The 17,617-nt window shown below is 57.1% G+C and carries 12 protein-coding genes; 5 read left to right on the forward strand and 7 right to left on the reverse strand.

Going from position 1 to position 17,617, the window contains the following annotated elements; genetic code table 11:
* Window positions 1–76: 76 nt before the first annotated feature.
* A complete protein-coding gene (locus tag HS103_15005) occupies window positions 77–700 on the forward strand; it encodes an NAD(P)H-dependent oxidoreductase (protein ID MBE7514106.1) in 624 nt (207 codons plus the stop codon).
* 223 nt (window positions 701–923) lie between these two features.
* Here the strand turns inward: HS103_15005 and HS103_15010 are convergent, their stop codons facing one another.
* From HS103_15010 to HS103_15020, 3 genes are all read right to left on the reverse strand, one after another.
* The gene (locus HS103_15010) at window positions 924–2,948 is read right to left on the reverse strand and encodes an ABC-F family ATP-binding cassette domain-containing protein (protein MBE7514107.1); all 2,025 of its coding nucleotides are present in this window, start codon (window positions 2,946–2,948) and stop codon (window positions 924–926) included.
* Between the two features lie 84 nt (window positions 2,949–3,032).
* Window positions 3,033–4,490 (reverse strand): hypothetical protein, encoded by a 1,458-nt coding sequence (locus HS103_15015; GenBank protein MBE7514108.1) that lies wholly within the window; start codon window positions 4,488–4,490, stop codon window positions 3,033–3,035.
* Window positions 4,490–4,825 carry a hypothetical protein gene (locus HS103_15020; GenBank protein ID MBE7514109.1) on the reverse strand — a complete coding sequence of 112 codons (336 nt, stop codon included), beginning with the start codon at window positions 4,823–4,825 and terminating at the stop codon, window positions 4,490–4,492. The genes HS103_15015 and HS103_15020 overlap by 1 nt, the downstream gene beginning before the upstream one ends.
* 435 nt (window positions 4,826–5,260) lie before the next feature.
* Between HS103_15020 and HS103_15025 the strand changes: the two genes are divergently transcribed.
* The 3 genes from HS103_15025 to HS103_15035 all read left to right on the forward strand — a co-directional run bounded on the left by HS103_15025 (window position 5,261) and on the right by HS103_15035 (window position 8,133).
* Complete coding sequence (locus HS103_15025) at window positions 5,261–5,968, forward strand: response regulator transcription factor (GenBank protein ID MBE7514110.1); 708 nt, start codon at window positions 5,261–5,263, stop codon at window positions 5,966–5,968.
* Entirely contained in the window at window positions 5,965–7,503 is a 1,539-nt protein-coding gene (locus HS103_15030; protein ID MBE7514111.1) for a HAMP domain-containing protein, read from the forward strand. Before HS103_15025 ends, HS103_15030 begins: the two co-directional genes overlap by 4 nt.
* 102 nt (window positions 7,504–7,605) lie before the next feature.
* On the forward strand, window positions 7,606–8,133 hold the full coding sequence (locus tag HS103_15035; GenBank protein ID MBE7514112.1) for a rhodanese-like domain-containing protein: 528 nt from the start codon (window positions 7,606–7,608) through the stop codon (window positions 8,131–8,133).
* 56 nt (window positions 8,134–8,189) lie between these two features.
* On the opposite strand, the gene HS103_15040 is transcribed toward HS103_15035, so the two are convergent.
* From HS103_15040 to HS103_15055, 4 genes are all read right to left on the reverse strand, one after another.
* Entirely contained in the window at window positions 8,190–9,071 is an 882-nt protein-coding gene (locus tag HS103_15040) for a class I SAM-dependent methyltransferase (GenBank protein MBE7514113.1), read from the reverse strand.
* 104 nt (window positions 9,072–9,175) lie between these two features.
* Complete coding sequence (locus HS103_15045; GenBank protein ID MBE7514114.1) at window positions 9,176–10,048, reverse strand: hypothetical protein; 873 nt, start codon at window positions 10,046–10,048, stop codon at window positions 9,176–9,178.
* A 148-nt stretch (window positions 10,049–10,196) separates the two neighbouring features.
* Window positions 10,197–12,179 carry a redoxin domain-containing protein gene (locus tag HS103_15050; GenBank protein MBE7514115.1) on the reverse strand — a complete coding sequence of 661 codons (1,983 nt, stop codon included), beginning with the start codon at window positions 12,177–12,179 and terminating at the stop codon, window positions 10,197–10,199.
* A gap of 344 nt (window positions 12,180–12,523) precedes the next feature.
* Window positions 12,524–13,477, reverse strand: a complete 954-nt coding sequence (locus tag HS103_15055) for a YHYH protein (protein MBE7514116.1) — start codon at window positions 13,475–13,477, stop codon at window positions 12,524–12,526.
* A gap of 378 nt (window positions 13,478–13,855) precedes the next feature.
* On the opposite strand from HS103_15055, the gene HS103_15060 reads away from it, so the two are divergent.
* Entirely contained in the window at window positions 13,856–17,398 is a 3,543-nt protein-coding gene (locus HS103_15060) for an AAA family ATPase (GenBank protein MBE7514117.1), read from the forward strand.
* Window positions 17,399–17,617 lie beyond the last annotated feature (219 nt).

Raw genomic sequence — 17,617 nt, forward strand, 5'->3', positions numbered from 1 at the left:
TAGACGCATCACCACGATTCATCGCTCCCCCCCCGCAGACAAAACTCTCGATCCCCATTTTCGTAGGGGGATAGTCATGGAACTCCTTCATCTAGTGGCAACGCCACGCACCGGTCATTCAAACACGCTTCGGATTTCAAACGCTTTTATTGAGGCGTTGATCGGGAAATACCCCGATCTAACGATCACGACGATGGATTTATTCCATCACGATGTGCCAGCCATGGCGGGTGATAAGATTGAGGCAAAGTATCTGCTGATGCAAGGCAGCGCGATCAAACCCTCCATGACGACGACATGGACAGAAATTGAGGGGTACATCGCCGGGTTCATGCGGGCAGATATGTACCTGATCAGCGCCCCAATGTGGAATCTTGGTATCCCCTTCACCCTCAAATACTACATTGATACGATTGTTCAGCCCGGGTATCTGTTTAAGTACCTTCCAGACGGTACGCCGGTTGGCTTAGCAAAGGGGAAAATGGTCATTGTCAAGACCTCTGGCGGGGATTATTCCGCCCCGCCGATGAATCAATTTGACTTCCACGAGCCGTATCTGAAAGGAATTTTTGGCTTTTGTGGGATTCGGGATATTCATGTGATTCGGGCGGGGTTGATGGATGTGAATCCTGATTTGCGGGAAAAGAGCCTCTGCCACGCTATTGAGGAGCAGATTCCGGCGGTATTAAAGCATCTTTAAGGCACTGCTTTCACAGGGGGTGTTGGGGCGATTCCTGTCTGGTCGCCCCGCCGAAGCGAGTTAAGATTACCCCTCTCATAGTACGATTTTTAGGTCAACCCCTCACCCCCTAGTCCCCTCAATCCGCCGGGCGGAAGGGGGTGGGGTCATTATGGTTAGGCATCTTCACCCGAATTTACGGATAGGCGCTTAGTATTGGCGATCACGCTACTATTCTGCCTCTTCACCCCTCTGCCAGCGCCGACCACTCCGCCATTTTTTCGTCCATCACCGCATGGGCATCGTTGTAGGCGGCGCTCAGCGTTCGCACCTGATCAATGTTCCCCGCTGCGCTAGCTGCTTCCAACTCAGCAGTCAATTGAGCAATCTCTGTCTCCAGTTGGGTAATCTGCGCCTCTGCCGCTGCAATGCGCTTCTCTCGTTCGCGGGGGGATAGCTCTTTCCCCTTTCCCTGGGTGCCATGATTTCCCTGAGCGCCGTTCGTCGCGCTGATGCCCTTCCCCATGCGGGCGGCTTTTTCCGCCTCGCGCCGCGCCTCGCGCAGGGCAACGTACTCTTGGTATGTCCCATCAAAGGGGGTGAACATCCCCGGCTCCACAGCCCAAATTTGCGTGGCGAGGGCGTCAATCAGGTAGCGATCATGGCTGACCAAGAGAATCGTTCCCTCAAAGCGATCCAACATCGCTTGGAGAACTTCTTGAGCGGGGATGTCCAAGTGGTTCGTCGGCTCGTCTAGGAGCAGCAGGTTTGCCCCTTCAAGGGCAAGTTTCGCCAGCGCCACCCGCCCGCGCTCACCGCCGCTGAGCGTCTCAATGGGGCGAAACACATCCTCTCCGGTGAACAGGAAATTGGCAAGATAATCCCGTGCCTCGCTGATTGGCAGGTTGCGCACCGTCAGCAGTTCGTCCAAGATACTCCGTTTGGGGTTCAGGCGTTCGTGAGCCTGTGCAAAATACCCCATCGTCACCTGTGCGCCGCGCTTGCTCTCCCCCGCGAGGGGGCGCAGTTCACCGAGGAGTGTCTTGAGGAAGGTCGATTTTCCCACGCCATTCGGTCCGATGATCGCCGCCGTCTCGCCTCGGTAGAGTGTGAGATCGGGAACGGTGAACAGGGCTTTCTCGGCGCTATAGCCAACCCGCAGTCCTCGTGTCATGAGGACTTTATCCCCACTGCGCAGGGTCGATTTCATGGTCAGGCGCAAACTGGATGATTGCGGGCGAACGCTTGCCGGCTTGAACGCTTTGATCGCCGTTTCCGCCTCGGCAACGGTGAAGGTGCGCACCCCACCGATCCCCGTCTGCGACCAACTTTTTGCCGCCTTGTAATCCACAACGCCCATCTGCTGAATGGCGACTAAATCACGGCTCAGACGGCGCAGGCGCCCATATGCCTGCGCATTGGTCGAGGCGCGGACGATGTTCTTTTTGATGTAATCAAGCTCACCCAGCAGCCGCGCCCGTTCTACCTCAAAGGTTTCCATCCGCTGCTGCCAGCGTTCTTCCCGTTGGCGAAGGTAGGCGCTGTAGTTCCCCTTGTAAGATTCGACAACGCCCCAATCCAATTCCCAAATCGTTGTCACAACGCGATCCATAAAGTACCGGTCATGGCTGACGACAAGGAGCGCACCCTCCCACGAATTCAAAAAGGATTCCAGCCACTCTACTGCGGCAATATCAAGGTGATTTGTTGGCTCGTCTAAGATCAGCAGAGATGGTTTTTCGAGGAGCAAACGGGCGAGGAGGGCGCGGGTTTGCTGCCCCCCCGAAAGCGTTTGAAGGGTGCGTTCGTAATGCTCCGCCGTGAAGCCCAACCCTTGCAACACGTGGCGAATGCGCGTTTCATAATCGTAGCCGCCCGCCAGATCAAAGGCGTGTTGCACTTCCCCATAGCGGCTGAGTAGGTCAGCATCATCAGGGCGTTCTGCCATCTCATGAGCAAGATCGACAAGCTGCGCCTCTTGCTGGCGTATCTCTACAAAGGCGGTGAGCATTTCTTCCCAAATGGTGCGGTTGCTGTCGAATTCGGCACGCTGCGGAAGGTAGCCCATGCTCAGCCCTCGCGCCCGTGTCACCGCCCCGCTCGAAGGGGTATCCAAGCCGATCAAGATGCGGATCAGGGTCGATTTTCCTGCCCCATTCGGACCCACAAGGGCAACCTTTGCCCCATGTGGCAGGTCAATATCGAGATCGGTGAAAATGTCGTCGGCGCCAAAGGCTTTGCTCAGATGGGTTGCTTTTAGAATAGACATAGGGATAGAGACATTAACATCATGCTTAGAATCACGGGGTTAGGATAGCGTTCTCGTTCTCGTGTCTATTCTACCTCACCCTGTCTAGCCGAAGCGCCGCCCATGAATTGCCCGTTCGTCAAGGACTGCCCCCACATCGTCCGCCGAAGTGAAGGGCAGCATGTCGATCCATACGTTCGGGTAACGGTCTGCGATCTGCGCCCGCAAGAAGGTGGACATCTCCGGCGCGGTGAGAATCGTCACCCCAACGCTTTTTTCGTGGGGGATGTTCGCTAGGTACTCCACCGAGGGGAGGATCGTCGGCTTGAAGCGTTCCCAATAGGCACGCCCTCGCTGGAAGAACCACGCCGGGCTGAAGCCGGGAGCGAGGATCAGAAAATGGTAGTTGGGCGACCCGTGAATTGGACCCGGACCACGCTGCACGGCGAGAGGATCAATCCCGCCGAGGGGATCAAGGGCTGGCACGCTTTTGTAACGGGGGGGCGTCTGCGCCAAGCGGGGGACCGCCGGCAGCACCCCGCCCGGATTGGCGAAATACTCATCTTCCTTCCACAGAGTAACCCCAAAAAACCATGGGGGAGCGGAATCGACAATCCAATTGAACATAGCAACCGTCGCCTCCCCGTGACTGTGCCACGTATAACCCGGGAAGCGCGTATCTAGCCGATGGTGATCGCCCGCCGACATCGGGACGGGCGTCAGCCCGCCTTCCGTCCCCACGACAGGGATCGCCCCGCCACCAAACATGGTCAGAAACTTGTACATGAAGGCATGACCCATCCCACACAAGCCGATGGGGTCGCCGTTGGGCTGGTCGGGCGGACCGGAATAGGCGGTGAGACCAGGTTTATCCATTTGGGTGATTGGATCATAGGGGTATTCAAAGCGCCAGCCGCCCTCATTGGCATTTTGCGCCCCCGCCGGGCGCGGATCGAGCGGACCCGCCCCTTCCTGATAAAAGTGGTTGTAAAAGTAGGGGTGTGTCGCCACCCACAGCCCATTATTGGCAATAGCGCGGAAGCGATCAAAGTGGTTATCGGCAAGGTAGAGCATCATTGCGTTGAGCCAGCCGGGGGCATCGTAATGCCGACCAATCGATTCTGAAAGCGCCGGAAATGCCGGATAGCCCCCCATGTTGATGATGATCTCGGCAAAGTTCAGCCAGTTCATCATGATCGGGATGATTGTCCCCGCCATGTCGCGGTAATCGGGCAAAAAGCCCTCTTGCCATTCGTTATCGAGATTCGGCTCGTTGTAAAACTCGAACCAACGCACACCAATGTTGTAATAGGCACGCCAAATGCCGACCAGATCGTTCGTTGGGGCACCGGCACCAAAACGCGGACGCCAAACACGCACAATCGGCGTGATGTTTCGGCGCAGCATCTCTTGGACGTTATCAAGGTAGTCGGGACCAATGGTGACCAGTTTTGCCCACCCCATCCCCGTTTGGCTGAGGGCGTCAATGCTCATTCGCGAGGCGGCGCTGAAGTTATGCATCCCGCGTGGGTTGCGCGACCATTGATATTCATTCAAAAGCATTAGGAAGATTCCTCTAAAAGACCAAAACGCTGCCCAAATTCTGCCCGTCCATCGAGCGTCAATTTCAGATCGCGGACGACATCGTACACCAGCGGATCAAGCTCAAGGCGGGGAAAGCGCTTTTTCACCTCCGCCAGCACCGTAGGGGCAAGATCGCGCCGCATAAGAACGGTCAGCACCGTCCGTTTCCCTCGCGGCAGATGATCGATCAGATCAAGGGCGCTGATGACGATGGGGCGAAACCGTTCCCAATAGTGCTGCGCCGCGTCAAAGAGCCAATCAGCGCTGAGCGCCGCTGGAAGGTAGAGAAAATGATAATCAGGAGCTTTTGCCACGTGCTGAGCCTCATCGTTGCTAGATAGTAACGGTTATAGCGGGTTATCGCTTCTTTGGCGATTCATCGCTTGGGAACAATTTTTTGATGCGCACGCGCTTAGGGATCGCCTGTTCGATTGCTCGATTGATCGAGAAGGTATGTTTCCAAACTCCGAAGGGGGGACTGAGAGCAACCGTCCTATTAAACCTAGACGTTACACAGTTGCCTCATCCCCCTCACCGCAGAATTTCTCCCCTTTCCCTGTGTGCGGGGAAAGGAGACGGGGGATAGGAGTTCTTCTAGAAATTTTCTTGACGAACTACGCACGTTACGTTGCACCATTGGTTTATTAAGGGAGGGATCATCCAAACACGCAGCCTGATTCCCACCTGCCATCGTTCTGCCGCCGTTTTGCCATACAATTGATCTATCCTACGCTTGGAGGATTCGTGATATGGCACAGCGCATTTTGGTGGTGGAGGATGAACCGGGAGTTAGCAACCTGCTGGCATACAACCTACGAAAAGCGCACTATGAGGTAGAACTTGCTGTTGATGGACGCCAAGCCCTTGCGATGGTGCGCAGCGCTATGCCTGATCTGATTGTGCTTGATCTGATGCTGCCGGAGATGGACGGGCTTGAGGTCTGCCGCGAAATCCGCCGGACAAGCCACGTCCCGATCATCATCCTGACTGCACAAGGGGAGGAGATTGACCGCGTGGTGGGGCTTGAATTGGGTGCGGATGATTACGTCTGTAAGCCGTTCAGTGTCCGAGAACTCTTGGCGCGGATAAAAGCCGTTCTGCGCCGCCTTCCTGATCTGCCACAAGCCTCTTCCCAACCACCCGCAGCTGTCTCCGTTCAAGGCACGTTACGCCTTGATGCCGAGCGGCGTGAGGTCTTTCTAGGGGATACCCTTTTAGACCTCAGCAAATTGGAATTTGATCTGCTCCACTGGCTGCTGATGCATCCGGGCAGGGTCTTTACCCGTGAGGAACTGTTAGAACAGATATGGGGCTACGCTTACACAGGGGATACCCGCACCGTTGACAGCAGCATCAAACGGCTTCGGTCCAAACTACGTGCCGCCGATCCCCGTGTGGATTACCTTGTGGCAGTGCGCGGTATTGGCTATAAGTTCAGTCAGGAGGACGGGGCATGATCTCTTTGGGGCGTCTGCTAACCCTCAGCTATTTCGTGATTGTCCTGCTCAGCTTTGCGCTGATCGCGCCATTGGCTTGGGTATTGTTGGAACAAACCTATCTGGAGACGCAGCAGGCGAACATTTTGGCGCAGGCGCGTCTGGCTGCCCAAGCGGTGCAATCTGCTGCACCGCCCCCCGCCATCCCCTACTCGCAGTCGGCAAACATTCTGCCTGGTATTCACACGCACATCATCGACTCAGAATCAGGCAAGGTCTCCGATCAACCTCTGCCCGGCATTTATACGACGATGCTTGCCGAGGAGGGTCCGGTACTCATTGCCTTACAAAGTGCGCCAAAGGTCAGCCAAGCAAATATCGCGCCGCTTCCCCCACTGGCGCAAAACAAATCGGGGACTCTCTCCCCGCAAGAACTATTCAGCCGCCCTGAAATTAGGGTAGCCTTCGCCGGGCAGCCTGCCACCGCTATTCGCGCTGTCCTAGATGGGCGGCGGGTGCTGTATGCCGCCGTGCCGATAATCGCTGCGGAAGGGGACATCACTCGCATTGTCTATATTGCCATGCCGCTTCCGCCAAGCGGTTGGGCGGCGCTTGCACCCTCTGCCCGCTGGCAGATCGCCGGACTTATCCTGTTAGTTCTGCTGCTGACTGCTCTTTTGGGGTGGGGGTTTTCGCGGGGGTTGGCGCGTTCGCTACGGCAGATCAGCAAGGCGGCAAACCACGTAGCAGCGGGCAATCTCAACGAGCATCTGATCACCAATTCGGCTGTCTCCGATCTGCGTGCCTTGAGCCGCGCCTTTAATGAGATGACGGAAAGTTTGCGCCGTGCTGACCACATGAAAATGGCATTTGTAGCTGATGTGAGTCATGAACTGCGCACCCCGTTAACGGTGATCAAGGGGACGATGGAAACCTTGCAAGATGGCGGAGTGGATGACCTTAGCGCACGAGAGGGATTCCTCAGCGCCGCTGCTGAGGAAACCGAGCGGCTGATCGATCTGGTCAATGGGCTGCTCACCCTTGCCCGCGCCGATGGCGGCGGCTTGAATCTGCACCTAGCGGCGCTTAATCTGACTGCCCTAGCCCAAACGCGGGTAGCTCATTTTCAAGGGATTGCCGCCAAGAAAGGGATTCGCCTGAGCGTCCGTCCGCTGTCGATGCACGCTACCGATCAACCGGTCTGTGTATGGGCGGATTCGGGACGGATTACACAAGTTCTTAATAATCTGCTGGACAATGCCCTTCGTTATTCCCGACGGGGGGATTCCGTTGAGGTGGTCGTTACGCCGGGGAAAACGCAGGTCACTTGCGCTGTGGTGGACAGTGGGCAAGGGATTGCCGCCGCTCACCTTCCCTTTTTATTCAACCGCTTCTACCGCGTGGATGGCTCGCGGAATCGGAATTTGGGCGGCAGCGGGTTAGGTTTAGCCATCAGCCGTGCGATTATCGAAACGCACGGCGGGACAATCGGCGTCCAAAGTCGTGAAGGGGAGGGGACAACCCTAACGTTCATCTTACCAACGCCACCAACATGAACGCCATCAACCTGTTCATGAAGTGTGCTTCTGCTGCCCTCAGGCTGCCTTCATCGTTAGCTAGGATGGAGCAAAAGATCATCTAGCAGCAGGAGCAACCCGATGATTCCCCGATTTTTCCTTGTGGCATTGGTGATGATGAGTGTTTTCAGCTTTATCCGCATCCATGGCGAACAAGCCGATACGCTGAACCCCGCAATTGATATGAATGGCTATTTGAGCATTTCGGAAGAAGCCGCCCGGCACCGTGAACAGCGACGGCTTTCCGAACGCGACTTTATTGAGATGAGCCGTGAGGCAGGAACGGTGATCCTTGATGCCCGCAGCAAAGAACGTTACGATGAACTGCATATCAAAGGGGCGGTCAACCTGAGTTTTTCCGATATTACGGTGGAGAGTTTGCAGCGGATGTTCCCAGACCGGAACACGCGCATCCTCATTTATTGCAACAATAACTTCTTAGGGGCAGAACAGCCCTTCCCCTCGAAAATGGCTACCGCCTCGTTGAACCTTTCCACCTATATCGCCCTGTACACCTATGGCTATCGGAATGTTTACGAGTTGGGACCGCTGATTGACATCGACGCTTCGATCCTTCCCTTTGAAGGGACGTGGCTTACCACGCGGTAAGCTCGCAGCTTTAGCGGCGGGCGATATGAGGGGTGCGGACGCGCCGTAGCGCGTCCCTACACTCGTTTTGCCAAGAGACGAATCCATTTCCCCTTGTGGCTGTAGCGAAAGTGCTGGAAATTCCAGCGCTCTAAAAAGCGGGGCGGTTGGGCTAAGAGACGCGCTTGTACGCGGCGGGTTAGGTTTTGAAGGCGGGTATCAGAGACCCCGCAGAGGGAGACCTTCACGATAGCGAATCCCCCCCGTTCAAAGAGGCGCACCAATGATTCTTGCGTATAGAAGACGAGATGAGGGGCGTCATCAAGGGCGGCGGCAATGTGGGTATCGTTGGGGACTTCGCAAAAGATATACCCAGTGGGGCTTAGGAGCGCCCGCACCTGAGCCAAAAAGTGATGCGGATTGGGCATGTGTTCCAACAAATGGGAAAAGGCGATCAGCGACCATTCCCCCTGTGCCTCGCGCAGATGATCCAAGATCGTATGCCCCTGTGCGGTGAGGCGGGCGCGGCTGTGGGTGTCCAATTCCACCGCCGTTGTCGCCACTGTGCCGCGCCGCTGCACCTCATCAAGGAAGAAGCCGTACCCCGCTCCCACATCAAGGCAGCGCTCAAAAGGGCGGGTGCGGCGATCTTCGCCCGCACTGTAGTGTTCGATGAAGTCAAGTTGGGCGCGTGCGCGTGCCATCATCCCATCCCATGGGTTATTTGTGTCCTCAAGACGGCGGTCACTCTCGTGCGAGCGGTAGGCAGTTGTATAATAGGTGTCAAGCGTCGCTTGGGTCGGCATGGGGTGAGCAAACGACACACCGCACGCCGCACATTGGACTAGGGTCAACGCCCCAAAATAGTCAACATCCGCCGCTTTTGTGGTTCGGTAGGGGCGCAGTGCCGCCGTGTTGGGCGATTGGCAAACAAGGCAAGGCGTGGATTCAGGTGTCATTGGTATAGTTCACCAAATTCTCAATGGGGTTGCAACGCAATCTAAAGGGCGATGGGTGCGGGCGCTCCCTGTAATTGCCCTACATCCACATAAATTATAAAGGACTACTCCTGCCCCTCACCAAAAGCCCCACTAAAATCCTCTTTGGTGAAGCCCTTCGCCACCTCACCCGTTGTTGCATAGCGATAGAGCGCCGCCTGAAAGACCGCGCTGAGCGCCCCGGCAAGGATCGCCAACGCCCCATAGATGAGCAGCAGCAGTGTTGCCCCTAACACCGTCAAAATACCAGAGCGTGCGCCGAAGATAATCACAATCATGGGCAGCCCCGGAAAGACCGCCAACGCCAACGCAATGATCCCAAAGGCGGCGGAAATGCTGAGCCGTGTTTGGAGGTTATGTCCCCACGCCTTTCGTAGCAGGCTGACGCTCCGTTTCAGAGCCTCTATGGGATTCAGTTTTTCGGTAACGAGGATGGGAATCACCAGCGTCGTGGCGACACCCCACGCCGTCCCCCCCAGCACCGCTTGTACGCCTGAGCCAATACCTGTGCTGCGCTCCTCTTTGAGGAAGCGCATAACCATCCCCACCGAGCCAGCCATCAGCCCATAGCCGAGGATTGACCGAAAGCGCTCACGGGCAACCTTCAGTCCGTCCTCCAACCTGGGGTTACCCCCCTCCAAGCGGATGAGCGCCGCCCCAACGAGCGCCGCATTGGAAAAGACGACGATCACATAGGTGACGATATAGAACAGAATCACGACGAACAGGGTCGTCAGGATTTGCCCTAAGGTGATCGTGTTCCGTGTGGCAATGTTTTGGAGCAACCCTGAGCCAAAAAGGGGCAGGGCAAAGACGATGATAATGGCGATGAGCGCCCCACCAGAGATGAGCGGGAGTGCCAGTAGTTCAGGGTCTTTGCGCAGCACCTCGGCGCTTGCCTTAACCAACATCCAACTCCGGCGAAAGGTTTGGATCATGGGGATGCGTCCCTTCGGGTATAGAGTCCTTCGAGAGGGACTAGTGTAGCCGGAACGCCTCCATCTCACCATGAGTCCCCATTCGTAGGGACACGCTCTCGCACATTCGCCTGATCCCGCCACAAAAAGGGTGCATCGAAGGTGCGGGTTAATTCCCTCCCAGACTGCCCTCCGGCAGCACAGGGGGAATCACCTTATGGTTCACGGTGACGGTCGGCGCACCGCCCACCGTCACCGTCAGCGGGACGACAAAACGATAGCTTGCCGGAAAACACAGCGACTCATTGACCGCCTCGCAGTAGAATACATCAGCATCCACCGTTACCTCAGCGCTGCCTTCTTGGAAGGTCACTGGCATGGTGACGGGTTCTTCTGGGGCGAGAATCATTCGGTTGTTCTCTGTTGGGGCAACGCTGACGATGGGTGTATTCGTATAGACCACCATCCGAAAGGGCGCTTGCCCGTTCATTTTATAGCCTTCGGGAAGGGTGATGTTCACGACAACCGTCCCCGCACCGGGGGCGGCGGTGACCGGATCAAGGCGGAACACCTCCCCGAAAAACTCACCCGGACTGCTTGTCCCTGCCCCACCCGCAGCGGAGGCGTCCTTCAAGAGAGCGGTTTCGTCGGGAAAGGTGAGTGTGGTTGTTTGGCGGGTGGTTAGATCAATGATGCGGATTAGGCTGTTGTTCGTATCGGCAACGTAGAGTTTCCCCGCCGCATAGCTGATCCCGCCCGGTTCGTCAAACCGCGCATCTGCTCCCGTTTGCCCATCCTGAAAGCCCGCCTCGCTGCCCGCAAAGGTCAGGCTTTCCCGCGTTGTTGGGTCAATGACCTTGATCTTGCTGTTGTAGGTATCGGCAACGTAGAGCTTGCCATCTTCGGCATAGACGACACCGAGGGCGTGTTGAAGGCGCACAGCGTCACCCACGCCATCGACATCGCCAAAATCGAACAAGCCCGTCCCAACAAGGGTTGTCACACCGCCCACCGCCGGATCAAGTGCCGCCCGCCGAATCGCACTTGCTTCAGAATCGGCAAAGTAAAGGTACGTACCGTCAGTCGTGATCCCGCTTGGTTGGGCAAGAAGACTCTCGCGGTGAACGCCGTCCACCAAGCCTTCCTGCCCGCTGCCAACAAAGGGCTGCACCTCGCCAGCGGCAATGTCCATCACCCACAACTGATGATGCCCCGCCATGGCAATATAGAGTTTCCCTCCATAGAACACAACGTCCCAGGGGGAATTGAGGGGCGTTTCCAGCGCCGCGCCGCCGCGCAGACGGGATTCAAAGGTGTTCGCCTGCGTCCCTGTGCCAGCAATGGTCGTCACCGCACCTGCCGCCAGATCAACAGCGCGAAGGGCGTGGTTGCCCGTATCCGCAACGTAGAGTATCGTCCCATCCAGCGCCATGCCGTGCGGGTAATCAAAGCGTGCTGTGGCGTAATCGCCGTCGGTGAATCCCTCCGCCCGCCCCCCGATCACCGCTTGTACGGCATAAGTATCCAGCGCAGCGACGATGAGGCGGTTGTTGTTGCTATCTGCGATGAACAGACGGTTTCCAAGCGGGTCGGCAAGGACTTTGCCGGGGAAGGCAAGCGCGGTGGCAGCCCGTTTTTCTGTTTCGGGGTTCAGGGGCAGCGCCGTGCGGTTGATTTCCCCTAGGGCGTCGAACTCGGCAATCATGTCCGCGATCACCGGTTGCAGCGCATCGTACACACCTTCGCCACTGTAATAACCGAGAACTTTGCCACGTGGATCAATCAGCATGGAGGTGGGCCACGCCCGTACCGCGTAGGTTTGCCAAATGACGAACTCGTGATCGTTCACGACAGGGTGTTCCACGCCATAGCGCTGGACAATGCGGCGGATGTTCTCTGTTTGCCCTTCGTTCTCAAACTTTGCCGAATGAACGCCGATCACGACAAGTTCGCTAGGGAATTCTGCCTCCAACCGTTTCAGATCGGGGATGATATGGATGCAGTTGATGCAGCCATACGTCCAGAAATCGAGCAAGACAACTTTCCCCCTTAGCGCCCGCAAGGTGAGTGGGGCATCAACATTGATCCAATCCATGCCGGCGGGAAATTCGGGGGCGTTTACCTTGCCTGCATAGCGTTGGGCGGGGGTCATTGTTGGCTCTCCTGTGGGGTTATCTTGCGCCCGCATGGGCGTCGCGCTGGCAATGAAGAACAGGCTAATCAGGCAAAAAAGGGCAAGAGGAAAGGCGATCCAGCGTTTCATACGATTCATGGGATAGTCCACACTAGGCGATTAGGGCAGATAGCGAGGATTATACAAAACGTACATGAGCCTATGGTGAATATCCGCGCTGAATGACACATCGCTACGGGGCGGGCGGATGTGTAGGGGAGACCCTCTAACCCCTGCCTCTTGCCCCCCTTGGCGGTCTGGGGGGCAAGAGGGCGAGGGCGTCTTTCAGCCCGCTGCTGTCGCGGCGGGCGCGACAGCATTAATTAACGCCGAGGCGGACGCCCACCACCACCGGGGGGCGGGGGAGGTGGGTTACCACCACCACCGCCGGAAGGCGGATTACCCCCACCCGGTCCCCCCGCCTGCCCACCGCCGCCAGCGTTACCCGGGTTCATCGGCGCATCGCTACCGCCCGTCGCCGTGCCGTGGTAGCAGCCCATAAAGTAGGGGAAGGTTGCCGTTGCAAAGTAACGGTAGCTGCCATCAGGCATCATCATCCCATTGCATTGATCCAGATCGCCTGAGCCAGCAACATAGCTGTGTGCTTCCCACGCCGCCTTCACATTCTTCGTCCGCTGCCAACTGCTGCGCACCACCTGCACATTTGTACAAGCGGCATCGGCGCAGAGGTAGGGGGCATAAATGGCATAGCCATCAAAGCTATAGCCGAGAATCTTATTTGTCGGTTTCCCTTCAGCAGGGAGCAAGCAGACGGGCTGCGCATGAAGGTGATAGATACCCCCGGGCGCGGTATGCCCCCCACAAAAATCGAGCAGCCCATCGAGATACGGATCGCCAAAGCCCAAGTCTTGCGCCTCGTTCGGACCGGTGATCATCATCCCGTTGATCGCCACCGCGACGGATCCCAACAAGGGAAGTTTCCCCGGCGTCGCCGCGACGGTGGGAGTCAAGGGGATGCGGTAGGTCAGATTTTGCGCTTTCAGTGCGTTCGGCGTGATCTGTACGAACTCGTAATTGGGAATCCCGTTGGAACGGACGGTCATCATCGCCTCATCACAGGTGACGCTCAGTTCCGGCGCGGGGTAGCCCTTCGGTTGGTAGGTGGAGACATCCAAAAACGCCCCCGATGGACATTCAGCAGCAGCGGGAAGGGGATCGCCAACGGAAACGACAGGCGCGACGGCAAATGCCCCGCTTGGCACAGCAGCCCCCAACAAGACAACAACCACAATAGTAAGCCAACGTTTGCGGATCATGAGAACACCCCTTCTGATACCCCTATGAAACGGATAAATACTGCGTATGAGTGTATGGTGTTTGAGATGAAGATGTGATGAAGATTGTGCAAGGGATGTATTGCCGAGGTGTAGCAATGGTGTTGCAAAGTGATCTGAAACCTGTAAAAAAAGGAACACCAGACGGGATTAAGGCGTCAGGTAGTCAACCAAAACCGCCGTCGAGGGTACACCCCGCTGCGGCGGATGGTATGCGCCCATGGACATCGACTCCCAATCTGGGGATAGAGTGTCTTTTAGAAATCTTCCTGACAATCGCTAGGATCATAAGACAATACGTTCCTCTGTATGCATCCTCATGTAGAATACTCTTATGCCCGTTGAAGGTTAGGGATATTCATGACCGCTCTCGCTGCCACCAATAACCTTATATCTATTGCCGATATTCGCTATCGCCGTCTCGAAAAAATTGGCGAGGGCGGTATGGGGACGGTCTACCGCGTCTATGATCGGCTTTCTAACAAGGTCTTGGCGCTCAAGACTGTCTCCACCGCTGGCGAACAACACTGGATGCACTCCCGTTTCTCCACGAGTGATCGCACCGATAGCCAAACCAGCCTACGCCTTGCCCTTGCCCACGAGTTCCAAACGCTTGCCTCGCTGCGCCACCCGAACATCGTCAGCGTGACCGATTACGGCTTCAACACCGACAAAAACGCTTACTTCACGATGGAAATTCTGGATGGCGGCGAAGACATTGTCACCGCAGCGGGGAAAATACCCCTCGCCGGACGGGTTAGCTTGCTGATCCAGATGTTTGAGGCGCTTGCCTATGTCCACCGCCGAGGGCTGCTCCACCGCGACCTAAAGCCAGCAAATGTCCTCGTCTTTGAGGGCGTTGTAAAGGTCATTGATTTTGGGCTGTCCGTCATGGGCGATGCCGAGAGCGGCACATCGGGGACGCTCTACTACATGCCGCCCGAAATGCTTAGCGGCTTGCGTGCCTCGGCAGCCTCTGATCTCTATGCAGCGGGCGTTATTGGCTATGAAATGCTCACCGGACACCATCCCTTCCCTACCGAGAGTCTTTCGACATTCATGGTGGCGGCGCTCAGCGAACTGCCCGATCTGCGCGAGATTGATCCCGCCCTCCAAGACATTATCGCCGTGCTGCTCAGCAAAATGCCCGCAGACCGCCCCGCCAGCGCCAGCGAAGTGATTCATGCTTTGCGCGTCGCCTTTCCCGATACAGCGGCGGGCATTGCCGAATCGATCCGCGAGAGCTACCTGCAATCCGCCCCTTTTGTTGGGCGGGCGGAAGAACAGAACAAACTATTCACGGCTATGGAGGAATTGCTTGGCGGGCGCGGATCGGCGTGGCTGATCGGCGGCGAGAGCGGGGTGGGCAAATCGCGCTTGCTTGACCAAGTGCGTGTGAGGGCGCTCATTGCCGGGGCGCTTGTCTTGCGCGGTCAGGCGGCAAGCGGCGGGCGGATGCCTTACCAAACATGGCGCGATACGCTACGCTGGTTGGCGCTGCTGACTGATCCCAAGACTTTAGAGGCAAGCATCCTCAAGCCGCTTGTCCCCGATATTGACATGCTTCTAGAGCGCCAGATTCCCCCCCCACCGCCCCTTTCGCCCATCGCCGCCAAAGCGCGGCTCATAGCGACGATCACCGATATTGTCAGCCGCCAACCCTACCCGATTGTCCTGATCGTTGAGGACGTGCAATGGGCGGGGGCGCAAAGCCTCGATTTGCTGAATGCGTTTGTCCGCCTGAGTGCCTCGCATCCTTTATTGGTTTTGGGCAATTACCGCGACGACGAAGCGCCGCAGTTGGCAGTGCAGTTGGCGGCAATGCACCACCTAAAGTTAGGACGCCTTCTCCCCGCCCAGATCACCGCCCTAAGCCGTGCCATGATCGGTGAGGTGGAACAGATGGATCACGTCCTTGAACTCCTTCAGCGGGAGACGGAAGGGAATGTCTTCTTCCTTGTGGAGGTTGTCCGGGCGCTGGCGCTGGAAGCGGGTGATCTGAGCAAGATTGGTGAGCGCACCCTTCCGGCGCATGTCTTTACTGGTGGGGTGAATAAACTGCTTGAGCGGCGCTTGGCGGCGCTCCCTTTGGAGAGCCGTCATTTGCTCCGGTTGGCGGCAGTGGCGGGGCGGGCGCTTGATCTCGATGTACTGCGCGTTATGAGCGATCCTAAGTGGCTGGATCATTGGCTCACACTCTGTCAGGATGCAGCTGTTTTAGAATATCATGAGGGGGCGTGGCGTTTTGCCCATGACAAACTCCGCGAGAGTATCCTCCGTGAGATGGACGTGGATCAACTGAGCGCCTTGCACCGCCGCATTGCCGAAGCGATGCAAAAACGTTATGGGGCGGATACCGCCCATGCCTCTAGCCTAGCCTACCATTGGGGCGAGGCGGGCGACCTTCCCAAAGAGGGGTATTACGCCGGACTCGCTGGCGAATATGCCTTGCAAAATGGCGCGTATCAAGAATCTGTGGTGTTTCTAGAAAAGGCGTTGAATCAAGACGTTACTCTCACCCCCGACCCTGAGCAGCGCAAACATCTTCCCCGTGCGGAGCGGGAACGTGCCTTAGGGCAAGCATATTATGGGTTGGGAAATCTGGGAAAGGCGCGGGAGCATGGCTCACAGGCGCTTCTTTACTTGGGGCGGAAACTCCCCGAAGGGCGGGGGGGGGTCTCAGCGCTGATCCGTGCCTTTGCGCGGCAGTCTGCGCACCGCATCGGAGTCATCCCAAAAGTGCTGGGAGAGGTACGCCCCATTCACGAAGCGGTGCGCGTCTATGGCTTAATTGGGGAAATTTCCTATTTCACCGCCGAGCCACTTCTGGGGGTGTACTGTGTCTTGGGCATGACGAACCTTGCCGAGTCCATTCCGCCGACGCCAGAGCTTGCCCGCGCCTATGTGAACATGGGCATTGCCATGCAATTGATTGGCTTTCCCAAACGGGCGCGGCGTTATGTAGAGCGGGCGCTGGAGGTTGGCACAGGGCTGAGCGAAAAAGCAATGTATGCGCAGGTCTTAAACCTTGCCGGCGTCTGGCATGTGGGAATGGGCGAATGGGCGGAGGCGCAAACCTATTTTGAGAAGGGGCGCGATCTTGCCCACGAGATTGGAGACCGCCGCGAGTGGATTACCTCGTACACAACACTTGGCGTCATGTGCCACTATCAGGGACGCTACCACGATTCAATGCTCCTGAACAGCACTGCCTACGAACACGCCACCCAACTGGGCAACAAGCAGCAGCAGGGGTGGGGCATGTACACGAAAGCGGAGAGCGAATACCGTTGGGGACGCTTTGCCGAAGCGCTCAAAAGCTATGAAAAGTCGATGGAATACGTTGTCGGGGATATTCGCCGCTCGTCCGAAGCACGGGTAGCGGGCGGGCGGGCAATCTGTTACATGGGGTTAGGGGATTACGACAGCGCCATCCGTGAAGTGGAACAGATGCGCAGTCTATTAGGGAAAACCAGCCCAACGGTCTATTCCATGCTGGATGCCTATTCCAGTTGGGGCGATGTTTATCTGCGCTTGGCAGAGAGAGCGGAAAAAGCGGGCGAAACACCGTCCCCTGCTCATCTTGAACAGGCGGCAGCGGGCTGCAAACTTCTGAAGCGCTTTGGCAAGATTTACCCCGTTGGGCGGGCGCGGGCGAGGCTTTGGGCGGGGCGCTATGAGCGCTTGGTTGGCAAGCGAGATACCGCGCTGAGTGAGATGCTGGAGGCGGCAGCAGATGGAAAAGCTCTGGCAATGCCCTACGAGGAAGCATTGGCGCGGTATTACGCGGGGGTGTTTGGGTCGCCAGATACCCGTCAGCAATTGCAAACAGCACAAGCGATCTTTGAACGGCTTGACGCACAGGCAGATGTGGCAAAATGTGCAGCAGTATTGGGCGCGTGAGGCGGGCTGAGGCGCGGGGCTAAAAGGCATGTCCGTAACCGGGTCAGCCTAAGAGAGACGCCAAAGCACCGAGATGTCTAGGCTCTGTTGGCAGTGTCATTGGGCTAGGGGTAACCACCCCTTCGGAGTTGCCCCCACCCCATAATAGAGAAGGCATCTTTCCCCCTTTCCCTGTCTACGGGAAAAGGGTGCAAGGGGGAGCGACCCGATAGGGTCGCC

This window comes from Anaerolineales bacterium (assembly GCA_015075625.1).
GTDB lineage: Bacteria > Chloroflexota > Anaerolineae > Aggregatilineales > UBA2796 > UBA2796.

Excerpts from the sequence above, each read along its gene's own strand:
- HS103_15025 (MBE7514110.1), top strand. The coding sequence starts at position 5,261 with ATGGCACAGCGCATTTTGGTGGTGGAGGATGAACCGGGAGTTAGCAAC.
- HS103_15040 (MBE7514113.1), bottom strand. The coding sequence starts at position 9,071 with ATGACACCTGAATCCACGCCTTGCCTTGTTTGCCAATCGCCCAACACG.
- HS103_15055 (MBE7514116.1), bottom strand. The coding sequence starts at position 13,477 with ATGATCCGCAAACGTTGGCTTACTATTGTGGTTGTTGTCTTGTTGGGG.
- HS103_15030 (MBE7514111.1), top strand. The coding sequence starts at position 5,965 with ATGATCTCTTTGGGGCGTCTGCTAACCCTCAGCTATTTCGTGATTGTC.
- HS103_15050 (MBE7514115.1), bottom strand. The coding sequence starts at position 12,179 with ATGACCCCCGCCCAACGCTATGCAGGCAAGGTAAACGCCCCCGAATTT.
- HS103_15015 (MBE7514108.1), bottom strand. The coding sequence starts at position 4,490 with ATGCTTTTGAATGAATATCAATGGTCGCGCAACCCACGCGGGATGCAT.
- HS103_15005 (MBE7514106.1), top strand. The coding sequence starts at position 77 with ATGGAACTCCTTCATCTAGTGGCAACGCCACGCACCGGTCATTCAAAC.
- HS103_15045 (MBE7514114.1), bottom strand. The coding sequence starts at position 10,048 with ATGATCCAAACCTTTCGCCGGAGTTGGATGTTGGTTAAGGCAAGCGCC.
- HS103_15060 (MBE7514117.1), top strand. The coding sequence starts at position 13,856 with ATGACCGCTCTCGCTGCCACCAATAACCTTATATCTATTGCCGATATT.
- HS103_15035 (MBE7514112.1), top strand. The coding sequence starts at position 7,606 with ATGATTCCCCGATTTTTCCTTGTGGCATTGGTGATGATGAGTGTTTTC.
- HS103_15010 (MBE7514107.1), bottom strand. The coding sequence starts at position 2,948 with ATGTCTATTCTAAAAGCAACCCATCTGAGCAAAGCCTTTGGCGCCGAC.